Source organism: Brevibacterium sp. UCMA 11754, from assembly GCF_021532275.1.
Classification (GTDB): domain Bacteria; phylum Actinomycetota; class Actinomycetes; order Actinomycetales; family Brevibacteriaceae; genus Brevibacterium.
In genome coordinates, this window is the sequence record NZ_JACBOT010000011.1 from 1 (window position 1) to 19,702 (window position 19,702).

Sequence of the window (19,702 nt, forward strand, 5' to 3'; positions counted from 1 at the left end):
CGAGCTGGTCGGCGATGGTGGCCTTCTGCCCCTCCGAACCATCGACCCAGACGATATCGTCTGGAGTGGTGAGGGTGGCGACCCTGCTGACGAACGAAAGCACCGATTCGCTATCGGTCGGTGCGTTTCTTCAGCTGGTCAGCGACGACGTCATGGTCGAGGACAGTCATGAGTGGTCTCCTGGTCAATCGGGATTACGGGTTCCGCCTGGCGGCTGGTACATCTCCACCGTAGGACTCGGACAGGCCTGAAAATCCTGGTTTTGAGTCACTGGAAGATGTGCATTGGATCACAACGGCATCTCGAAAGACGTGAATGCATCAGCTGAGTGATGTGTCTTTGCATAACGGTGATTGTTTGTTGCAAAACGTGATTGTTCATGGAATCAACACCTTCAACACCCTCGCCGAGGCGGGTCTCATCTTCTGGTCGAAGCTTTCGTGGATGGTTTTCCGTGCATCCCGGTGCCGCCTGCAGGCAGGCTGCCTACGAGATGGACTTAAATTCTACGAATAGTAGAATAAGGGGCAGTTGTCGTCTTCACTGACGACTTCGATCATGCTCTGAATCGGAACTGTCGGGACAGGGCATCTGTGACCTCAAATGAGAATCTAAGGAGCATCATGCCCCGCACCACCATCGGACTTGGTATCGTCCTCATCGTTGTCGGCGTCATCGCCTACGTCGCAACCTCATTCGCCAGCTGGACCGCTCTGATCCCGGCCATTCTGGGCGCCGTCATCCTCATCTGCGGACTCATCGCACTGAAGAATCAGAAGCTCGGAGTCCACATCGCTCTGGTTGTTGCCATCTTGGGCATCTTCGGCACCGGCATGAACGTCATGAAGGTCGGTGCGCTGATCGCCGGTGAAGCCGAGCGGCCTGCGGCCGTGATCACGAGCATCATCACCTTCGTGCTGCTCATCATCTACGTGATCATGGGCGTGCGCTCCTTCATTGCGGCCCGGCGCTGGAAGAATTCGGCGCAGCCAGAGGCCGCGCAGCAGTAGCCTGCTGACTGCCCCGTGGAGGGGCTGCGGATTGCCGATCGAGCGAGCCCGGCCCCTCCCTGCCGAAGCCGCAAATGTGGCGAAGCGCACTCGGGCCGAATTTGAGCTTGGGTGAATTCGGTGTGTATAGTTGATCGAGTTGCAGGGCGAAAGTCCAGACGACATGCGCCACTAGCTCAACGGATAGAGCATCTGACTACGGATCAGAAGGTTGGGGGTTCGAATCCCTCGTGGCGCACAGTAGCAAAGCCCTTCACCAGCAGAAATGTTGGTGAAGGGCTTTTTCGATGCGGTGCACACTTCGACGCCGTCTTAATGCGTTGAGCACCTGGGGCCGAGGCTTCGAGCTGTCTGAGGGTGCTCGACGCTAGGATTGGACCATGGCCGCAATCACTGCAGATGACGGTATCCGTCTCGAGTACACCCGGGCCGGAGACTCCTCCGGTCGCCCAGTGGTGCTGTTGGCCGGATTCAAGGCGCCTGCGACCAGCTGGCGCTACCAGGTCGGACCGTTGACACGGGCTGGATACGAGGTGTTCTCCGTCGATCTGCGCGGTCACGGCAACGCCGATCACCCCGAGTCAGGTGTGACAATGGAGCGGCGCGGTCAGGATGTGGCGCGGGTTCTCGAGGTTCTGGAACTCACAGATGTTCTGCTCGTGGGCGGATCCATGGGCGGCAATACAATCTGGCCCTATCTCACCCAATTCGGCGCTGATCGCATCGCCGGAATCGTCATCGTCGACCAGACCCCGAAGATGCTCAACACCCCTGACTGGCCTCACGGATACTACGGCTACGACGAATCCAACGTCGACGCCTTCTTCGCCGAGGGCATTCCTCCCACCGGGCACGGCACCCCCGTCTGGAAGCGGGGCAGGCGCATGCTGCGTCTGCTCAAGGCCATGAAGGGTGTGGATCATAGCCTCAGCCGCGGCGAGCTCGCACTTCTGAACGACCACGCGAAGGCCGATTGGCGTCCGGTGATCGAAGGTGCCGACGTGCCCGTGCTCTTCGTCGCCGGAGCCGAGAGCGAGCACTGGCCAGCATCGCATGCAGCCGCGACCGCGGGGCTGGCTCCGATCGGCTCATCGACGGTCATCCCCAATGATGGGCATGCTGCCAACATTGAGCAGCCCGAGGCTTTCAACCAGATCCTGCTCGAGTTCGCCGGGTCCCTCTGACCGGAACTGGGAGCACCGATGAGTGTCCGTTGAGCGGTGGACGGAGGCCGGAGGTGCGACAGATTCCGGCGGACCGGCGAACATGGTCGCAGTCGGTCGGCCAGCCAGCCAGTCAATCAACCAGCCAGCCAGCCAGCCAGTCGGTCAGTTCTTGACGGCCAGGACCGGGACCGGGGAGTCGAGCAAGAGTCGCTGACTGATGGAACCGATGAGAGCCTTGCCGACTCGTGATCTGCGCCTCATGCCGATGACAAGACGCACGACCTCGGGCCGCTCATCGAGTTCGTCGAGGACCGCCTCGGCGGGGTCCCTGTCTCCTCGGCCCGTGCGGCTGATGACGGTATAGTCGACCCCGCTCTCATCGAGGGCCGTCGTATCGAAGGCGCTGTTGAGTCCGAGTGAGACGACGATGAGGTCGGTGTTGAAGAGCTTGGCTTCGGCGATGGCGGCAGTGACGGCTGGCGCGCCTTCCTTGCGGTCGGGAACGGCGACAAGTACGGACATGGTGAAACTCCTTGCTTGGGAGAATGGGTGAGCTGGCAGAGATTGGGTGATGGCGGAGTCTACTCACCGTACTTCGAGCGGAATTCGGCCTCGAGATCTTCGAGAGTCTTATTGCGGGTCTCAGGAACGAAGAAGTAGATGAAGATGAGGGCCAGAACTCCGAGACCCGCGAAGAGGAAGAACGTGTTCGCGATGCCGAGTCCGCTGACCACACTCGGGAAGAACTGTGCGACAGCCGCATTGGCCAGCCACAGAGCGAAGACGCAGATGCCCATCGCGAAGGAACGGATCTTGAGTGGGAAGATCTCTGCCAGCATGAGCCACACGAGCGGTCCCAGAGTTCCCTGCATGGAGAAGACGAACAGCACGACGAAGACGAGGATGGCGTAGGCCTTGAACGTTCCCTCGGGCAGAAACACGGCGGAGAGCCCGATGAGCAGATGGAACGAACTGGTGAGCGTGAAGCCTCCCAGCAGCATGAATCTGCGCGGGAGCTTGTTGATGAGCAGGATTCCAACAGTCACACCAAGGACTGAGAAGAGCCCGTTGAAGGTGTTGGCGACGATGGCGGCATCAGCGGAGAAGCCGGCATCTGTGAGCAGCTGGGTGCCGTAGTACATCACCGAGTTGATGCCGGTGAGCTGCTGGGCGACGCCGAGGCCGACTCCGATGAGGACGAGGCGCAGCACCCATTTCGAGGCGAGGTCGGAGACACCACCGGTCTTGGCGACCTCCTCCTGTTCGGCAAGCAGTTCGACCTCGCGCATCTCCGCCTCGGCGCGTTCGTTCGATCGCACCTGTTTGAGCACTCCCAGGGCCTGTTCGTCACGCTTCTTCGAGATCAGCCAGCGGGGACTCTCCGGCAGGAAGAGCATGCCGATGAGCAGCGCGATGGCGGGCAGGACCGCGACGGCGAGCATGTAGCGCCATACGCCTTCATGCTCTCCCCAGATGTTGAAGATGATCGCGTTGATGACGAAGGCCGCGAACTGACCGGAGACGATCATCACCTCATTGCGAGTCACGAGTGAGCCGCGCCGTTCGAAGGGAGCGAGCTCGGCCAGGTAGACGGGAACCGTCGTCGAGGCGGCGCCGACGGCCAGTCCCAGGAAGAACCGAGCACCGGTGAGGAACTGCCAGTTCGGCGACAGCGCGCAGGCGAGGGTGCCGACGACGAAGAAGCAGGCCAGCAGAATGATGTTCGATCGCCGTCCGAATGCATCGGAGAGTCGTCCGCCGACCACTGCGCCGAAGGCCGCACCGATAGTGAGGAAGCTGACGACGATTCCCTCGGTCCTCGGCGTCAGACCGAAGTCATGGGCCAGGGGCTCGAGTGCGCCGTTGACCACACCGGTGTCGTAGCCGAACAGCAGGCCTCCGAAAGTGGCGACCACCGCGATGATGCCCAGTCTTGAGGTGTGCGGGCCCTTGGTGTCGGGCGGAAGGTCCACCAGCGATTTCTGTTCACCACTCATGGCTTTCACTCTCCTTTGAATGATTCTCGAATGATTTCTCAGTCGGGCCGCGGTTTGCGGTTCGATGATGCCGCCGCTCCAACATCGGTTGATGCGGATAGGCGTGATGATGTCGTCTTGTTAGTCGGTTTCGTCAGCGATGCCAGCGTTGCGGGGATGCGGATGCTCGAAGGGGGAGCGCTGCGTCGGGCAGCTCAGCCGGCGCTGCCTCCATAGGCGGAGGCGAGTTCGTTGATGCGCTGCGTCTGGAACCGGCTGACTGCATCGTTGTTCTCGTTCTCGCCGAACACGTTGGACACGATGAGGCCGTCCTCGCGATCGACGAATCCGCTTCGGGCCAGGGTGGCGAAGAGAGCGTCGAAATCGACGTCTCCGTCACCGATCTTGAGATGCTGATGCACTCGCGCCGAGGTGGTCGGCGGGTTCGCGATGTACCGCAGCCCGTGCGAGGCCCGATGGTCGAAGGCATCGGAGATGTAGACCGCGCGTAGGCGTTCTCCGAGTTCCTCGACCAAGGTGTCGAGGCAGTCCCCGTAGTGAAAGGTGTGCGGGGCGACGTAGGCGAAGCCGACCGCCTCGGAATCGAGTCCGCGCAGGACCCTCCAGGCCTCATGGCCGTCCTCGACGAAGTCATCGGGGTGCGGGTCGAAGTTGAGCTTCATGCCCTCCTGCTCGATGATCGGCAGCAGTTCGTCCATCGACCGGTAGAAGGACTCCTCGGAGTCTTCGAAGGATTCCGGGCGACCGCTGAACTCGGTGTTGATGGTCCCCACGCCGAGGTCGAGGGCGATCTCGATGACGCGGCGGAAGTTCTTCACCGCTGCCGCGCGCTTGGACTCATCGGGCCAGGAGATCCGCTGCACCGGCAGCAGAGCGGGAACCGTGATCCCCGCGGCTTCGACGGCCTGACCGAAGCGCCTGATGAGGTCGCGGTCCATCTTCGGATAACGGAAGTGCGTGGCGAAGTCCGGGTGCGGCGTCAGCTGGAGATGCTCGAACCCGAGGTCCGCGGTCACCGCCGGAAAGTCGAGCAGGCGATGCGTGTGGTGCAGCGGTGTGGGGTCATAGGCGAGCTTCATGATGCGTCCTCAGAGGTAGAAGGCTGGAGTCTCGGGGAGATTGAGGGAGCGGGGCCTGCCGTCCGACAGCGACGCGACCCCCTCCTGGCAGGCAACGGCCACCTTGTACCCGTCCCAGGCGGAGGGCCCCGCGATGGTCCCCTTGCAGGCAGCATCGACCCAGGCCTGCACCTGATTGTCATAGGCAGTGGCGAAGCGTGTGGTGAAATCCGCGTGCTCCGCGACGCCGGAGCGGCCCTGATGCCATAGTTGGAGGCCGCTGGGTTCGCCGATGCGGGCGATCCCGGAGTCGAAGACGGCCTCCGTGGTCACCTGGTAGCCGAATTGGATGCTGACGTTCATCTCCAGATCCACGAGGGTTCCGTTGGCGAGTTCCATGAGCACGAGGATCGGTTCCTTGAGACGCTCGGGAGTGAGCCGATTGCGGCGGGCGTGTTTGACCTCGAGCGTGACGATGGGGGAGTCGGCCAACCAGGGCACGACGTCGAACTCGTGCACGACAGAGTCGTTGATGAGGGACTCCTGCAAGTAGGAGTCCGGGACCGAGGGGTTGCGATGGGCGCACCGGAGCATGAGCAGTTCGCCGGCATCCTCCGAGTCCACAAGTTCACGCAGCTGCCGGTATTCGGGATCGAAGCGGCGCATGAAACCGACCTGGATCAGGTGCTCACCGGTGGCCTGCTCGGCTTCGAGGATCCGCCAGGAGGATTCTGGATCCGGGGTCAGCGGCTTCTCGCACAGGATGGGCAGCTTCGCCTCGAGGCAGGGGAGGAGGACCGGTTCGTGGAGGAAACCGGGGGTGGCGATGAGGACACCGTCGATGGCCTGGTCCTCGAGCGCATCCTCGATGCGGGAGTAGCCGACAGCTCCCGGCGCATTCTCCAGCGCCGAGGCGACTCGGGACTCATCGGGATCGACGACGGCCGAGACTCTGGCTCCGCTGATCGTCGAACCGATGCGTTTGACGTGGTCTGCGCCCATCATGCCGGCGCCGATGACGCCGACCCTGAAATCATGGGCCGAGTCTGTAACGGTCATTGTCACTCCTGTGTTCGTGCGGTTGCCTGTGTTGTGTGAGTCAGTGTGAGTCAGTGTGGGTTGTTAATGTCGCAGTCAGCGGTCGACGACGGCCGCCTGTGTCGAACCGAGGATCGTCGCCAGGGTGCGTTCGGCGATCGGGAACGGGGCGTCGACGCTGCAGCCGAACATGTCCTGTTCGACGATGGCGAAGATGTCCTCGTCCAGGCCTGAAACGGCCTCGATGATCGGGTCGAGGGGCGGGATCCCTTGGTCCGGTTCGACCATGATCCCGTCGGCGACCGCCTCGGCGAAGGGGACGTCGGACTTGAGGACGTCGAAGATCTTGATCGGGTCGACCTGCTTGAGGTGGAGGTAGCCGATCCGGGACGGGTAGTCGGCGATGAGCTTCAGATTGTCGCCCCCGTAGTAGGAGAAGTGGCCGGTGTCGAGGCACAGGTTGGTGAACCGCTCGTCGGTGAGTTCGAGGAAGCGTTCGACCTCCGAATGGGTGCCGACGTGTGAGTCCGCGTGGGAGTGGAATTGCTGGTGGAGACCGAACTCCTCGAACAACGCCCTGCCGAGTGAATCGTGACCGGCCGTCAGCCGCTTCCACTGCTCGTCATCGAGAGTCCGCGGTTCGAGCACTTCGGTGGTGGCGTCGGAGCGCCACAGATCGGGGATGACGACTATGTGCTCGCCGCCGAGTTCGGCTGTCAGGGCGGCGACGGCTTCGGCCTGCTTCCAGGCACGTTCGAACTGGTCGTCGGTTTTGTGGAAGCCGGTGAACACGGTTCCGCCGGAGAGCTTGAGGCCGCGGGAGTCCAACTCCTCGCGCAGCTGCTCGGGATCCGTCGGCAGATAGCCGTAGGGGCCGAGTTCGATCCACGTGTAACCGGCCTCGACCACCTCGTCGAGGAAGCGCTGCCAGGGGACCTGGCCGGGATGATCGGGCATCCACACTCCCCACGAGTCGGGGGCGGTGCCGATGCGAAGTGACTTCGACGTCATTGTGATGTCCTTGGAGTTGGTCTTGCAGGGGTAATTACAGCAGGGGCCGCTGCGGGCTGCGCTCCTCCTCGTAGGCGGTGCGGGCGGCGCGGGTGTCATCCATAGTCGAGGTCGCCGCAACGGGAACGTCCCACCAGCCCTCGCCGTCGGGGGCGTAGACGAGCGGATCGGAATTGACGTGGATGAGCGTCGAGGTCGGTGCCGCACGGGCCTCTTCGACAGCCTCGGCGAGGCGGGAGCTTGCCGACGGACCGGGATCGATCTCGACGACGTCGACGCCGTAGGAGCGGGCGTTGGCGGCGAGGTCGACGGGCAGAACCTCGTCGGTGCGGAACTCCGGTGATTCTCCGTCGTACCTGCGATACCAGGTGCCGAAACGGGGCGCGCCGACAGTCTCCGAGAGGGCGCCGATCGAGGCGTAGCCGTGGTTCTGGATCAGGATGACGATGAGTTTGAGCCCTTCGGCGACCGCGGTCACCAGCTCTGTGTGGAGCATGAGGTAGGAGCCGTCGCCGACCATGACGACGACGTCCCGGTCATCGTCGGTGGCATCGATGGCACGTCGCACGCCGAGTCCTCCGGCGATCTCGTAGCCCATGCAGGAGAACGCGTATTCGACGTGGTAGCCGAGCGCATCCCTGGTCCGCCAGAGCTTCTGAAGGTCACCAGGCAGAGATCCGGCGGCCTGGACGACGACATCGCGTGGGCCCGTGGCGCGGTTGACCGCGCCGATGATCTCGGGCTGACCGGGCAGCCGTGCTCCGGTGGGAGCCGTGGCAGCGTCCACCTCGGCGACCCAGTTCTTCTTCTCCTCCGCCCCACGATCGGCATGCGCCGTGCTTACGCGGAAGTCGCCGAGGCGATCGTGAAGTCCCAGCAGGCCGGCGCGGGCGTCGGCGATGAGGGGGTAGCGGCTGCCGTGCTTGTAGGCGTCGAAGCCGGCGACATTGAGGTTGACGAACACCGCCTCCGGGTGGGCGAAGGCCGTGCGGCTCGAGGTCGTGAAGTCGCTGTAGCGGGTGCCGATGCCGATGATGACGTCTGCCGAGGCGGCAATGCGATTGGCGGCGGAGGATCCGGTGGCGCCGACTCCGCCGAGGTTGAGCGGATGATCGTGGTCGAGGGCCCCGCCGCCGGCCTGGGTCGTGGCGACGGGAATGCCGGTCGCCTCGGCAAAGGCCCGCAGTTCGGTCTCGGCTTCGGAATAGATGACGCCGCCGCCGGCGATGATGAGGGGTGCCTGAGCGCCCCGGATCGCGGCGGCTGTGCGTTCTAGCGGACCGGATTCTGGCAGGGGACGGCGGATGTGCCATTCGCGTTCCGCCAGGAACTCCTCGGGAACGTCGATGAGTTCGGCCTGGACGTCCTCGGGCAGGGCGATCGTGACCGCACCGGTCTCGGCCGGGTCGGTGAGGACCCGCATCGCGGACAGAGCGATGGAGAACAGCTGCTCGCCGCGCTCGACCCGATCGAAGTAGCGCGAAAGCGGCCGGAAGGCGTCCGTGACCTGCAGTGACGTGTCATGCGGGTGTTCGAGCTGTTGGAGCACCGGATCGGCTACGCGGGTGGCGAAGGTGTCAGAGGGCAGCAGCAGAACCGGCAGACGGTTGGCCGTGGCAAGGGCCGCGCCGGTGAGCATGTTCGCAGCACCGGGCCCCACCGAGGCTGCGGCTGCGAAGGTCGATCGGCGACGGTTCATTCGTGCAAACCCCGCTGCCTGATGGACCATGGCCTGTTCGTTGCGGGCCTGGTGATAGGGCATCGCGGTCGGATCCTCATACCCCAGCTGGCGCAGAGCCTGGCCGATGCCGGCGACGTTGCCGTGGCCGAAGATTCCGAATGTGCCTGCGATGGTCCGCTGCCGCACGTCTCCGTCGACGGTGTACTGGCGGGTCAGGAACAGAGTCAGCGCCTGGGCGACGCTCATCCTCACGCTCATGTCACTTCTCCTTCGAGGTGTAGGGCAGGCGGGAGTCGAATTCGAGGTCCTCCCATTCATCACGCACCCACCCGTGGGCAGGGTCGTCGCTGATCAGCCACACCCGGTCCTCATCAGGGCCGGCCATGACGTTGAGGTAGTAGTTGTCGTATCCGGGGGCCGCGGCAAGGGGACCGTGGTAGCCGTAGGGGACGAGAGCGATGTCGCCCGTGCGCACCGTGGCCGTGGTGGTGATCTCCCCGGCCGCCGAGGAATAGGTCGAGAACAGGGAGAACGGGTCCGCCTGAGCCGGGGCGTTCGAGCCGCGGGAGACTGCGGTCTCGAAGTAGTAGATCTCCTCGAGACGGGACTCGGAGCCGGGGACCGCCTCGTCGTGCTTGTGCGGGGGATAGGACGACCAATTGCCGCCGGGCGTGATGACCTCGCAGGCGATGATCTTCACACAGTCGAGGCCGGCCGGGGTTGCGAAATTGTGAACCTGACGGCTCGAGATGCCGGAGCCGCGCAGCTCCACCGGAACCTCGGAGGCCGGGAGGTATTGGACGGGGCGAGCCTCCGAGGTCGGCGCCTCGGCGATGGCGATCCGGCCCTTCGCCGAGGCCACAGCGGCACGGCTCCCGGTGGGCAGATAGAGGCAGTCGGCCGGTCCGTGGAAGACCGAGGTGCGGCCACTGATAACCTGAGAGCCGGTTGTGCCGTCGGCCAGGACGTAGTCGACGGTGAACGATTCGCCGGCAAGAGGGACGAGGACGCGTTCGACCGAAGCGGCAGGCAGGTCGATGGATGGGCCCGCGTCACCGCCCAGCGTCGCACAACGGAACCCGGTGTGGGTCCAGCCGTCGATCGAGGCATCGACGATGGAGTCGAAACCGTCCCGAGCGAGGCTGCCATTCGAGTGGAACCATTCGTTGATCATGCGAACATCCTCTCTGGTGCGTGGACGAGACCAGCGGCGCGATCGACGGCCGAGACGACGTCGCCGTCAGCGGGGTAGATGATCGAGCGGCCGGTGACGAGGCCGCGGACGCCGGGCAGCGCCAGGGCGTTCTCCCAGCTGCGGAAGGTCGCCTCGGGATCATCCGAGCGCTCGCCTCCGAGCAGCAGCGTCGGCAGGGTGGTCGCAGCCATGACCTTCTCCATATCGTCGACGACCGGGATCTTCAGCCACGTGTGGCTCGAGGTCGCGCCCAGGCCCTGGGCGATGCCGATGGAGTTGATGACGGCCTCGGGGGTGAGCTGATTGCGGACGCGGTCATCGGCCCATTCGTTCATGAAGGGTTCGATCATGATCGGGAGGTCTGCCGCCGCGCAGGCGTTGACGGCGTTCGCGTTGGCCTCCAGCGCCGAGGCGGTGGCCGGGTCCCCGAGATTGATCCGCAGCAGAGACTTGGCCAGGTCGATGCCGTCGCGGGCCATCTGGTCCACAGTGTGTCCGGTGAAGCGGTCGTCGATCTCGAAGTTGGAGCCGGCGAGTCCGCCGCGGTTCATCGAGCCGACGGCGAGTTTGTTCTCGAGGTGTCCGAGGAAGGCGAGGTCGTCGAGGATGTCCGCAGTCGCGAGGACTCCGTCGACTCCGGGGCGTGACAGGGCAGCGGCCAGACGGGTCACGAGATCGACCCTGTCTGCCATTGCCAGCGGGTCGCTGCCGACCTTCATCGCCCCGCGGGCCGGGTGGTCGGCGGCGACGATGAACAGCCGTGAGTCCTCGCCGACGATCGTGCGGCGGGAGCGGGACTGCCAGGCGCGGGCGATGGCCGCCGGGTCGGTGAAGCGGATCTCGCGGAGTTCGGAGATGGTATTGGGTGTGATGATCGATGTCATGCCCGTGCTCCCTTCGTGAGAGTCGACGGCGCGGCTTGGCTCGCCGAATCTTCGCCGATGATCTCGGTGATCTCCTCGGTCGAGGGCATGGCGGTCGAGCATTCGCGTCGGGTGGCCACGATCGCACCTGCGACGTTGGCGAAGCGCAGCAGGTAGTCGAGGTCCCAGCCGGCCAGCAGTCCCCGGCACAGTGCTCCGCCGAAGCCGTCGCCTGCCCCGAGCCCGTTGACGACGTCGACGGGGTAGGGCGGAACCTCGATCCGCTCATCGGCAGTCTTCGCCAACACGCCCTTGGGTCCCTGCTTGACGATGGCGAGTTCGACGCCGCGGTCGAGCAGAGCATCGGCGGCACGTTCGGGTTCGGTCTCGCCGACAGCGATCTCGCACTCCTCTCGGTTGCCCACGGCCACGGTGACATGTTCGAGTGCACGCCCCACCTCGGCGCTGGCCATCTCCGGGCTCTCCCAGAACATCGGGCGGTAGTCGAGGTCGAGGACGGTATGCTCGGCACGGTTCCGGGCTGCCCAAGCGGTGTGGTGGGTGCCTCGGCTGGGCTCGGTGCTGAGTCCGGTGACGGTGGACCAGAAGATGCTCGCCGAGGTGATCGCGTCGAGATCGAGATCATCGTCGGTGAGATCGAGGTCCGGTGCCTTCGGATCGCGGTAGAAGTAGAGCGGGAAGTCATCCGGCGGGAAGATCTCGCAGAAGGTCACTGGCGTGTTGTACTTCTGATTGGTTGCGACCCACCGATTGTCGACGCCGAGGCGTGCGACCTCGGAGCGCAGATAGCGGCCGAAGGGATCGTCGCCGGTGGCAGTGATGACGGCGGAGTCGACACCGTGCTTGGCGGCGGCGACAGCGACGTTCGACGCCGATCCGCCGAGGTGCTTGCCGAACGTGTCGACGTCTTCGAGGCCCACCCCGTCCTGGAGTGGGTAGATGTCGACGCCGATGCGTCCGATGGTGATGAGGTCGAACGGTGAGGTTCGAGGAGCCGGCTGGATGGCCGGAGTCGGCGAGGAGGCCATTGTCGTTGTTCCTTCTCCACGGCTGCGATGCCGTTGCGAATGTATTTGTCAGGACAAAGTATTTGTCCTGACATTAGCACTGTTCGTGTGCCTCGTCACCCCCTGACGTGAAAGTTTCACAGGTGGTTCGAGGGTGTGGATGCACGTGAAGAGTGCAGGGTGGAAATGGTTGCGCTGGGTGTAAGCGGGCGCGCAGGCACCGGGAAGTCAGCGAGAGACGAGGGTCGTCTCGAAGGAGTAGAGATCCGGGCGGTAGCAGTGATCGCCCCACTCGATGATTCGTCCCGAGTGGTCGAGTGCGGTGCGGTTCATCGTCAGCAGCGGCGAACCGGCATCGATCTCCAGCAGCTCGGCGTCCTCGGAATCGGCGGCCTTCGCGCCGATCCTCTGTTGGGCCACGGAGAAGACGACCCCGCGGGCACGCAGGGTCTCGTACAGTCCCGTGCTCACGAGCTCATCGGCGGTGATGTCGGTGAAGGGGGCAGGAAGCACATTGTGCAGCACAGCCAGGGGCGTGGAGCCGACCAGTCGCAGGCGCTTGAGGTGGAGGCTGGGAGTGCCGATGGGCACCCCCAGCCTCTCGGCCGCCTCGGCGTCGGCAGCTTTGACCCGATGTGAGAGGACCACGGTCGAGGGCGGATTTCCCGACTTCTCGAGATCCTCGTACAGGCTGGTGAGGTCGACGGGTCTGGCCACAGGGCGCTGGATCACCTGCGTGCCGACCCCGCGCCGCCGCACGAGCAGTCCTTTGTCGACGAGGTCCTGGATCGCCTGCCGGATGGTCGGCCGCGAGAGGCCGATCCGCTTGGCCATGGCGACCTCGTTCTCGAGCCGGGTTCCGGCCACGAGCTGCCCGGTCGAGATCGCGGCCTCGAGCCGGCGGGCGATCTGCATATAGAGCGGCACGGCTCCGGGGGAGCGGTCGAGAGGACCGAAGAACTCCGTGGGGAGTTCGGTCTCGGGTTCGCGTGCCATGTGCTCCTGCCTCGTCGGGGATCTGTCTTCTGAGCTTACTCGGCCGCGGCCGCAGCGGTCGGCTGACCCGCTGACGCTGTGTGACCAGTAGGGTTGACCTTCTGTGCGGCGGTCAGCAGCACCTCGGCGGCGGTTTGGAGCCCTTCGATCCGCCCGAGGGTCTCGTCCTCGTGCTCGATGTGGACAGCCATGTTCGGATCGACGGTGGCCAGGGCCGCGACGAAGCGATTCCAGAAGTCCTGGCCATGGCCCTTGCCGAGCGCGACGAAGTCCCATGCGGACTCCTGCGGCCAGGCACTGATCGCCGCACCGCCGCGGATCTCTGTGATCCTCTCGCCGGTGAACCGCGAATGACGGTCGTCGAGGACGCCGTTGATCGCAGCGTTGCCATTGATGCGCACGTCCTTGGCTGCGGCGTGGACGACGAGTTCGCCGAGGTGCTCGATGGCTGCGACCGGATCGATGCCCTGCCAGAACAGATGGGAGGGGTCCATCTCGGCCCCGATGTTCGTGGCTTCGGTCCTCTCGATGAGGCGGATGAGAGTGGCCGGGTTGAAGACGAGGTTGTGCGGGTGCATCTCGATGGCGATCTTCACCCCGTTGTCGGCGGCGAGGCGGTCGAGATCGCGCCAGACCGGAACTGCGACGTCCCACTGCTGGTCGAGAGTGTCGAGCAGCGAAGACTCCCACGGGTTGACGACCCAGCTCGGCTTCGGGGCAGTGGGGTCGGCGCCGGGCAGTCCCGACATCGTCACGACCCGGGTCTGGCCCAGTCGTGCGGCGACCCTGACGGCGCGTTCGATGTCGGCCAGGGTCGGCGGGCCGATCTCGGGGTTGGGGTGGAGCGGGTTGCCGTTGGCGTTGAGGCCCGCCAACTCGACCCCAGCCTCGGCGAAGGTGGCGAGGTATTCGTCGCGAGCGTCATCGGAGGTGAGGATGTCGTCGATGGTGGGCATGTGGATCGGCGGGAGGAAGCCGCCGACATTGATCTCGGCGGCGCCGAGTCCGAGTTCGCTGATCACGGACAGCGCCTCGGGCAGTGGGCGGTCGTGCAGGATGGCTGTGTAGACGCCGTACTTCATCAGTTGACCTCTTTCGCGGTTCCGTTGTCATTGGCTGAGGCGATGACGGCATCGCGCACCTGCAGTGCGTGGAGGCCGTCGGAGAATGGGGCGCAGCGGGGCAGCGAGCCGACCTCGGGGATGCCTGCGATCTCGTCGAGGAAGGCGCGGGCCTGGAAGGTGAAGCCGTCGTTCTGTCCGACGCCGACTCCCGGTGCCGCCATCGGCAGGCCGTCCGCAATATAGGGGTGCTCGGGTCCGAGCTGGACCGTGGTCAGTCCGGTCGCTGCTTGTCCTTCGAAGCTGCGGTTGAGGACGATCTGTCCCGGGTTGCGGAAGTCGAAGCTCGCCGAGCCGTTGGCACAGAAGACTTCGATACCGAGGCTGTTCGGGTGCCCGGCGGCGATGCGTGAGACCTGGAGGAGGCCGGAGCCGGTGGGGAACTCGACGCCGAAGCCCGCATAGTCGTCGTTGCCCACGGGCTCGTGCTCGTCGCTGACCTCGACATGGTCGTGGCCGGTGACGTGGCCAAGCGGCAGCGGGCGGGAGGTGATCGCGGTGTGGAACCGTCCGCCGGAGACGGAGATGATGGGGCCGGCGAGGAATTCGACGGTGTCCGTGAGGTGGCTGCCGACGTCGGCGAGAGCTCCGCTGCCGAGCTCGCCGCGGTAGCGCCAGCTCATCGGCGCGGTGGGCGAGCATGCGTAGTCGGTCCAGTACCATGCGTTGACGTGCTGGACCTCGCCGAGGGTCCCGTCCTCGATGAGATCCCTGATCGCTGCCAGCCCTGGGGCGCGGCGGAAGGTGAAGCCGAGGCGCGCGATTGAGGCGGCGGATTCTGCGGCCGCGACCATCGACTCTGCATCGACGACCTCATCGGTCAGCGGCTTCTCGCACAGGACGTGCTTGCCGGCCTTGAGCAGGGCTTCGACGATCTGCTGGTGCAGCGAGTTCGCGACGACGACGCTGACGATGTCGATGTCATCGGCTTCGACGACGGCCTGCCAGTCGGTGTCGTGCCGGGAGTAGCCGTACCTGGCGGCGGTCGCAGCCGCGATGTCTCCGGCGATGTCGCAGACGGACACGAGCTCGAGTTCCGGCAGCTCTCCGGTTCCGGCTGTGGGGGCGGCGCGCCAGGCCGAGGCGTGCGCCCGGCCGGCCATTCCTGCCCCGATGACTGCGATTCCGAGTCGCTGGGTCATATGATTCTCCTTCGAATGCGTGTGGGTCTTCGCCCGTGCGTGGGTGCACGTCGATGTGTTCGCGGATCTCCCGGCCGCTGTGCCCTGGCGGCGGGCGCTCGGGCGGGTCAAGTGGGAGCCGGGCACCACACTACAGGCAAGTTTGTCAGGTCAAAAGAGTATAAGAAGGATTATTTGTCATTACATAGTAAAGATATGGTCGGCCAGCCTCGAAGCACCGCCGGGGTGGCCTGACAAGCGCCGAATATCGGTTCAGCGTGCCGCGAGCACCGCTTCACGCTGCTCCGACGACAGATGCTTCACCCCTTCGCGCATCGTCACACCCGAAACTCGATGCGCACGCGGCAGCATCCAGTCGAAGACCATATCGGGACGTGTGCGGGCGGTATCGCGCAGCACCCAGCCGATGGCCTTGCGGATGAAGAACTCCTTCTCCTCCAGCATCGCATCGGCGAACCGTGAAAATCGGGGGAAGTCACCGCTGCCCTCACGCAGTGGCCTGAGGTGGGCCAGCAGCGCAGAGCGCCGGATCCAGAAATCTTCGTCGCCCGCCCAACGCTCGAGGATGGGATCGAACTCCGCATCGTGTTCGGACAGCGGGCCGATGGCATCACCGGCGAGTGGATCGACGAGTGCCCAGGTGTGTGCCTGACGCAGCAGCCGTTCGAAGAGGTCAGTATCATCGGCGCCGAGGTGGTCCTGCTTTTGGATGAGCACCATCGTTGCCGCGCTGCGGAGTTCGTAGACAGGGTTCCGGCTGGCGGCTCGGTTCATGCCGTCTGCATTGCCTGCGAAGTCCCACAGCTCCTCGGCAAGAGCAACCACATCGTCATGCTTCAGCTCAGTCGTGCGCAGCACCTCGCGGACCACTCCCCGAGTATCGGGCACGCCGACGCCGTAGTGGACGAGCTCGCTCTTGAGGTACGCCCGTTCCTTCGTGGCGCGCACGGAGCTGCCACGGCCCCGAAGTTCACGGTCGAGCACCTCGGCGAGGGAACGCACACTGGACGCAGCTGATGTCATGGCACGATCATCCCATTGCGCGCCGAAGGTGGGGATGCGCCGCGGGGGAGTTCGTTGCAACTCATAAGTCCGCGACGACACAGAAGCCCGCCACAACACAGAAGCCCACGACGACACAGAAGCTCACGCACACAGTGACATCACTGTGCGCGTGGGCTCCGAGAATGACTCAGCCGGCCAGCCAGCCACTCGGCCAGCCAGCCACTCAGCCGGTCAGGTGGATCCTGATCAGTCCGTGCCGGCGTCGAAGGCGGCAGACAGGCCGGCACGGTCGCTGGCAGCGTCGACATCGTCGGTGGAGTTTGCGATCTCCTCGGCGCCACCGGCCTCAAGGGAGCCGACGAGCTCCGATGTCGGGCCCGAGACGATGCCCATGGCCGCGTACTGCTCGAGGCGGGCACGCGAATCGGCGATGTCGAGGTTGCGCATGGTCAGCTGGCCGATGCGGTCCTCGGGACCGAAGGCGGCGTCGCCCACGCGCTCCATCGACAGCTTCTCCGGGTGGTAGCTGAGGTTCGGGCCGGTGGTGTTGACGATCGTGTAGTCGTCACCGCGGCGCAGGCGCAACGTCACTTCGCCGGTGATCGCCGAGGCGACCCAACGCTGCATGGACTCGCGCAGCATGAGGGACTGCGGGTCCAACCAGCGACCCTCGTACATGCGGCGACCCAGGCGGCGGCCCTCTTCGTGGTAGAGCGCGATGGTGTCTTCGTTGTGGATGGCGTTGAGCAGGCGCTCGTAGGTGATGTGGAACAGCGCCATGCCGGGAGCCTCGTAGATGCCGCGCGACTTGGCCTCGATGATGCGGTTCTCGATCTGGTCGGAGACGCCGAGTCCGTGACGGCCGCCGATCTCGTTGGCCTTGAAGACCAGGGCAACGGGATCGTCGAACTTCTCGCCATTGATCGATACTGGGCGACCAGCCTCGAAGCCGACCGTGACCTCTTCGGTCGCGACCTCGACGTCATCGCGCCAGGCGGCGACACCCATGATCGGCTCGACGATGTCGAGTCCGGCATCGAGGAATTCAAGCGTCTTGGCCTCGTGGGTCGCACCCCAGATGTTGGCGTCGGTGGAGTACGCCTTCTCTGCGGAGTCACGGTAGGGATAGCCGTGCTCGACGAGCCATTCGCTCATCTCCTGGCGCCCGCCGAGCTCCTCGACGAAGTCCGAGTCGAGCCACGGCTTGTAGATGCGCAGCTTCGGGTTGGCCATGAGGCCGTAGCGGTAGAAGCGCTCGATGTCGTTGCCCTTGTAGGTCGAGCCGTCGCCCCAGATGTCGACGCCGTCTTCCTTCATGGCGCGCACGAGCAAGGTGCCGGTGACCGCGCGGCCCAGGGGAGTGGTGTTGAAGTAGGTCTTGCCGCCGGAGCGGACGTTGAAGGCACCGCACTGCAGGGCGACGAAGCCCTCTTCGACGAGCAGGCGCTTGGCATCGACGAAACGGGCGATCTCTGCGCCGTATTCCTTCGCACGCTCCGTCACAGAGTCGAGGTCGGGCTCGTCGTACTGGCCGATATCGGCCGTGTAGGTGCAGGGAACGGCTCCCTTGTGGCGCATCCATGCGACCGCGCAGGACGTATCCAGTCCGCCGGAGAAGGCGATTCCAACGTGCTCACCGATTGGGAGCGAAGACAATACTTTCGACATGCGAACCAGCTTAGCGGCCCGGCCAACTCCTGTCGAATTGTTATGCATAGATATGTATTTTTATGTGAATATTGTCGAGGTGGCCCCTGCTGCGCGGGATCGAGCGGACCACTTAGCTTCGCAGGGCCACCCTATAGAAGGGCCGTTCGAAGCTAAGCGCCCCGCTCGAAGCTAAGTGGTCCGCTCGGCGCTTGGCGATCCCGAGGCGGGGCTCAGGGATTCGAGTGGTGGGAGCGGATCGCCTCGGCGACGGCGATCGCATCACCTTCGGGAGCATCGGACTGTCGATCGGGGCGGGCGATGAAGAGGTAGATGAAACCGGCCGCCAGCACCACGATGAGGCCGATGAGCACGATCCAGTCGGAGAAGAAGGACCCCGAATCGCCGGGCAGGGAGAGCAGGATCATGGCGAAGATGCCGTAGGCCAAGGCCGCGGCGTTGATGAGGAAGCCCCAGCCGCGCAGCGACCATGGACCAGCCGGCTTCCAGCCCTTGACGCGCTGCCGCAGCGCGCCGAGGACGACCATCTGGAAGGCCAGGTAGATGCCGAGGATCGCAAACGAGGTGACTGCGACGAGAATCCCGTCATTGAACCAGATGAGCACACAGATGAGGGCCGGGGTGATGCAGGCGACGATGAGGGCGTTGCGCGGGATCTTCGTGCCGTCGGTGACCTTGGACAGCCAGCGATGTCCGGGCATCATGCCGTCGCGGGCGAAGCTGAAGATGAGGCGGGAGGCCGCGGCCTGGAGGCTGAGCACACAGGAGATGAACGCAGTGATGGCGACGAGGAGGAAGATCTTCGCTCCGACCCCGCCGAGGCTGCCCTCGAGGATCGTGGGAATGGGATCCTCGACCTGTCCGGCCACGATCTCGTCGAGGTTCGGGGCCGCGAGGACGTAGCCGGCGAAGGAGAACAGTGCCGAGACTGCGCCGACGAGGATCGTCATCAGCATGGCCTTCGGGATGCCTCGGGCCGGGTTGGAGACCTCCTCGGCGACGTCGCCGCAGGCCTCGAAGCCGTAGAAGAGGAAGAGCCCGGCGACTGCGGCACCCATGAATGCGGCGGTGTAGCTGCCATCACCGGCGGTGCCCATGGAGTCGAGGAACACGCCGAAGCTGTGCTTGCGCTCGAAGAGGAGGAGGAAGAGCCCGAGCCCGATGACGCCGATGAGCTCCGCGAACAGACCGATGCGCGCGATCCTGGCCAGCCATCTGGTGCCGCTGAAGTTGATGGCCAGGGCGAGGACCAGCAGCGCCGATGCCAGCAGGAGAGTGGTGTTGCGTCCCAGCGCGAAGCCGAAGAGGCTTGCCACGAATCCGGCTCCGAACTCCGACACCGAGGTGATGGTGACGATGAGTGCGCATATGTAGACCCAGGCGGCCATCCACGCGTACCTCTTGCCCCAGAGTCTGCGTGCCCATGGGTAGATTCCGCCAGCGATGGGGAATTGGGAGACGACTTCGCCGAAGACCAGTGCCACCAGCATCTGCCCGCACGCGACGATGATGATCCACCAGATCGACGGAGGACCACCGGTGGACAGAGCGACGGCCATGAGGGAATAGACGCCGACAAGGGGTGAAAGGTAGGTGAAGCCGAGGGCGAAGTTCGCCCAAGGGCTCATCGACCGTTCGAAGGAGTCGCTGTAGCCGAGGACGGAGAGGTGGTCGGCGTCTGAGAGATGTGATTTCGGGGATGGTTCGGTCATCAGGAGTGCAC

Annotated in this window: 17 protein-coding genes and 1 tRNA gene; 3 read left to right on the forward strand and 15 right to left on the reverse strand. The window is 64.7% G+C overall.

Translation table 11 applies throughout. The features are described from left to right. Positions 1-623: 623 nt before the first annotated feature. The 3 genes from HX613_RS06330 to HX613_RS06340 all read left to right on the forward strand — a co-directional run bounded on the left by HX613_RS06330 (position 624) and on the right by HX613_RS06340 (position 2,194). Complete coding sequence (locus HX613_RS06330; RefSeq protein ID WP_235344557.1) at positions 624-1,010, forward strand: hypothetical protein; 387 nt, start codon at positions 624-626, stop codon at positions 1,008-1,010. A gap of 165 nt (positions 1,011-1,175) precedes the next feature. Beyond that, positions 1,176-1,248: transfer RNA gene (locus tag HX613_RS06335), tRNA-Arg, on the forward strand. Between the two features lie 142 nt (positions 1,249-1,390). Continuing rightward, entirely contained in the window at positions 1,391-2,194 is an 804-nt protein-coding gene (locus tag HX613_RS06340; RefSeq protein ID WP_235344558.1) for an alpha/beta fold hydrolase, read from the forward strand. A 144-nt stretch (positions 2,195-2,338) separates the two neighbouring features. On the opposite strand, the gene HX613_RS06345 is transcribed toward HX613_RS06340, so the two are convergent. The 15 genes from HX613_RS06345 to HX613_RS06415 all read right to left on the reverse strand — a co-directional run bounded on the left by HX613_RS06345 (position 2,339) and on the right by HX613_RS06415 (position 19,691). Continuing rightward, positions 2,339-2,698, reverse strand: coding sequence for a universal stress protein (locus HX613_RS06345; RefSeq protein ID WP_235344559.1), 360 nt, complete (start codon positions 2,696-2,698; stop codon positions 2,339-2,341). Positions 2,699-2,757: 59 nt separating this feature from the next. Continuing rightward, complete coding sequence (locus HX613_RS06350) at positions 2,758-4,173, reverse strand: sugar porter family MFS transporter (protein ID WP_235344560.1); 1,416 nt, start codon at positions 4,171-4,173, stop codon at positions 2,758-2,760. A gap of 194 nt (positions 4,174-4,367) precedes the next feature. Continuing rightward, complete coding sequence (locus tag HX613_RS06355) at positions 4,368-5,252, reverse strand: sugar phosphate isomerase/epimerase family protein (protein WP_235344561.1); 885 nt, start codon at positions 5,250-5,252, stop codon at positions 4,368-4,370. 9 nt (positions 5,253-5,261) lie between these two features. Continuing rightward, the gene (locus HX613_RS06360) at positions 5,262-6,290 is read right to left on the reverse strand and encodes a Gfo/Idh/MocA family oxidoreductase (protein WP_235344562.1); all 1,029 of its coding nucleotides are present in this window, start codon (positions 6,288-6,290) and stop codon (positions 5,262-5,264) included. A 75-nt stretch (positions 6,291-6,365) separates the two neighbouring features. Then, positions 6,366-7,280 (reverse strand): sugar phosphate isomerase/epimerase family protein, encoded by a 915-nt coding sequence (locus tag HX613_RS06365; protein WP_235344563.1) that lies wholly within the window; start codon positions 7,278-7,280, stop codon positions 6,366-6,368. Positions 7,281-7,314: 34 nt separating this feature from the next. Next, complete coding sequence (iolD, locus tag HX613_RS06370) at positions 7,315-9,219, reverse strand: 3D-(3,5/4)-trihydroxycyclohexane-1,2-dione acylhydrolase (decyclizing) (protein ID WP_235344564.1); 1,905 nt, start codon at positions 9,217-9,219, stop codon at positions 7,315-7,317. Position 9,220: 1 nt separating this feature from the next. Continuing rightward, positions 9,221-10,135 carry a 5-deoxy-glucuronate isomerase gene (gene iolB / locus HX613_RS06375; RefSeq protein WP_235344565.1) on the reverse strand — a complete coding sequence of 305 codons (915 nt, stop codon included), beginning with the start codon at positions 10,133-10,135 and terminating at the stop codon, positions 9,221-9,223. After that, positions 10,132-11,040: a Cgl0159 family (beta/alpha)8-fold protein gene (locus tag HX613_RS06380; RefSeq protein WP_235344566.1), complete on the reverse strand. Its 909-nt coding sequence runs from the start codon at positions 11,038-11,040 to the stop codon at positions 10,132-10,134. The genes iolB and HX613_RS06380 overlap by 4 nt, the downstream gene beginning before the upstream one ends. Further along, entirely contained in the window at positions 11,037-12,068 is a 1,032-nt protein-coding gene (gene iolC, locus HX613_RS06385) for a 5-dehydro-2-deoxygluconokinase (RefSeq protein ID WP_235344567.1), read from the reverse strand. The genes HX613_RS06380 and iolC overlap by 4 nt, the downstream gene beginning before the upstream one ends. A 207-nt stretch (positions 12,069-12,275) precedes the next feature. Next, positions 12,276-13,043, reverse strand: coding sequence for a GntR family transcriptional regulator (locus tag HX613_RS06390; RefSeq protein WP_235344568.1), 768 nt, complete (start codon positions 13,041-13,043; stop codon positions 12,276-12,278). A 35-nt stretch (positions 13,044-13,078) separates the two neighbouring features. After that, complete coding sequence (locus tag HX613_RS06395; RefSeq protein WP_235344569.1) at positions 13,079-14,125, reverse strand: sugar phosphate isomerase/epimerase family protein; 1,047 nt, start codon at positions 14,123-14,125, stop codon at positions 13,079-13,081. Then, positions 14,125-15,306, reverse strand: a complete 1,182-nt coding sequence (locus HX613_RS06400; protein WP_235344570.1) for a Gfo/Idh/MocA family protein — start codon at positions 15,304-15,306, stop codon at positions 14,125-14,127. The genes HX613_RS06395 and HX613_RS06400 overlap by 1 nt, the downstream gene beginning before the upstream one ends. Positions 15,307-15,558: 252 nt before the next feature. Next, positions 15,559-16,329, reverse strand: coding sequence for a DNA alkylation repair protein (locus HX613_RS06405; RefSeq protein ID WP_235344571.1), 771 nt, complete (start codon positions 16,327-16,329; stop codon positions 15,559-15,561). 228 nt (positions 16,330-16,557) lie between these two features. Then, on the reverse strand, positions 16,558-17,979 hold the full coding sequence (gene argG / locus HX613_RS06410; RefSeq protein WP_235344572.1) for an argininosuccinate synthase: 1,422 nt from the start codon (positions 17,977-17,979) through the stop codon (positions 16,558-16,560). Between the two features lie 212 nt (positions 17,980-18,191). Next, entirely contained in the window at positions 18,192-19,691 is a 1,500-nt protein-coding gene (locus HX613_RS06415; RefSeq protein WP_235344573.1) for an APC family permease, read from the reverse strand. Positions 19,692-19,702: the final 11 nt, after the last annotated feature.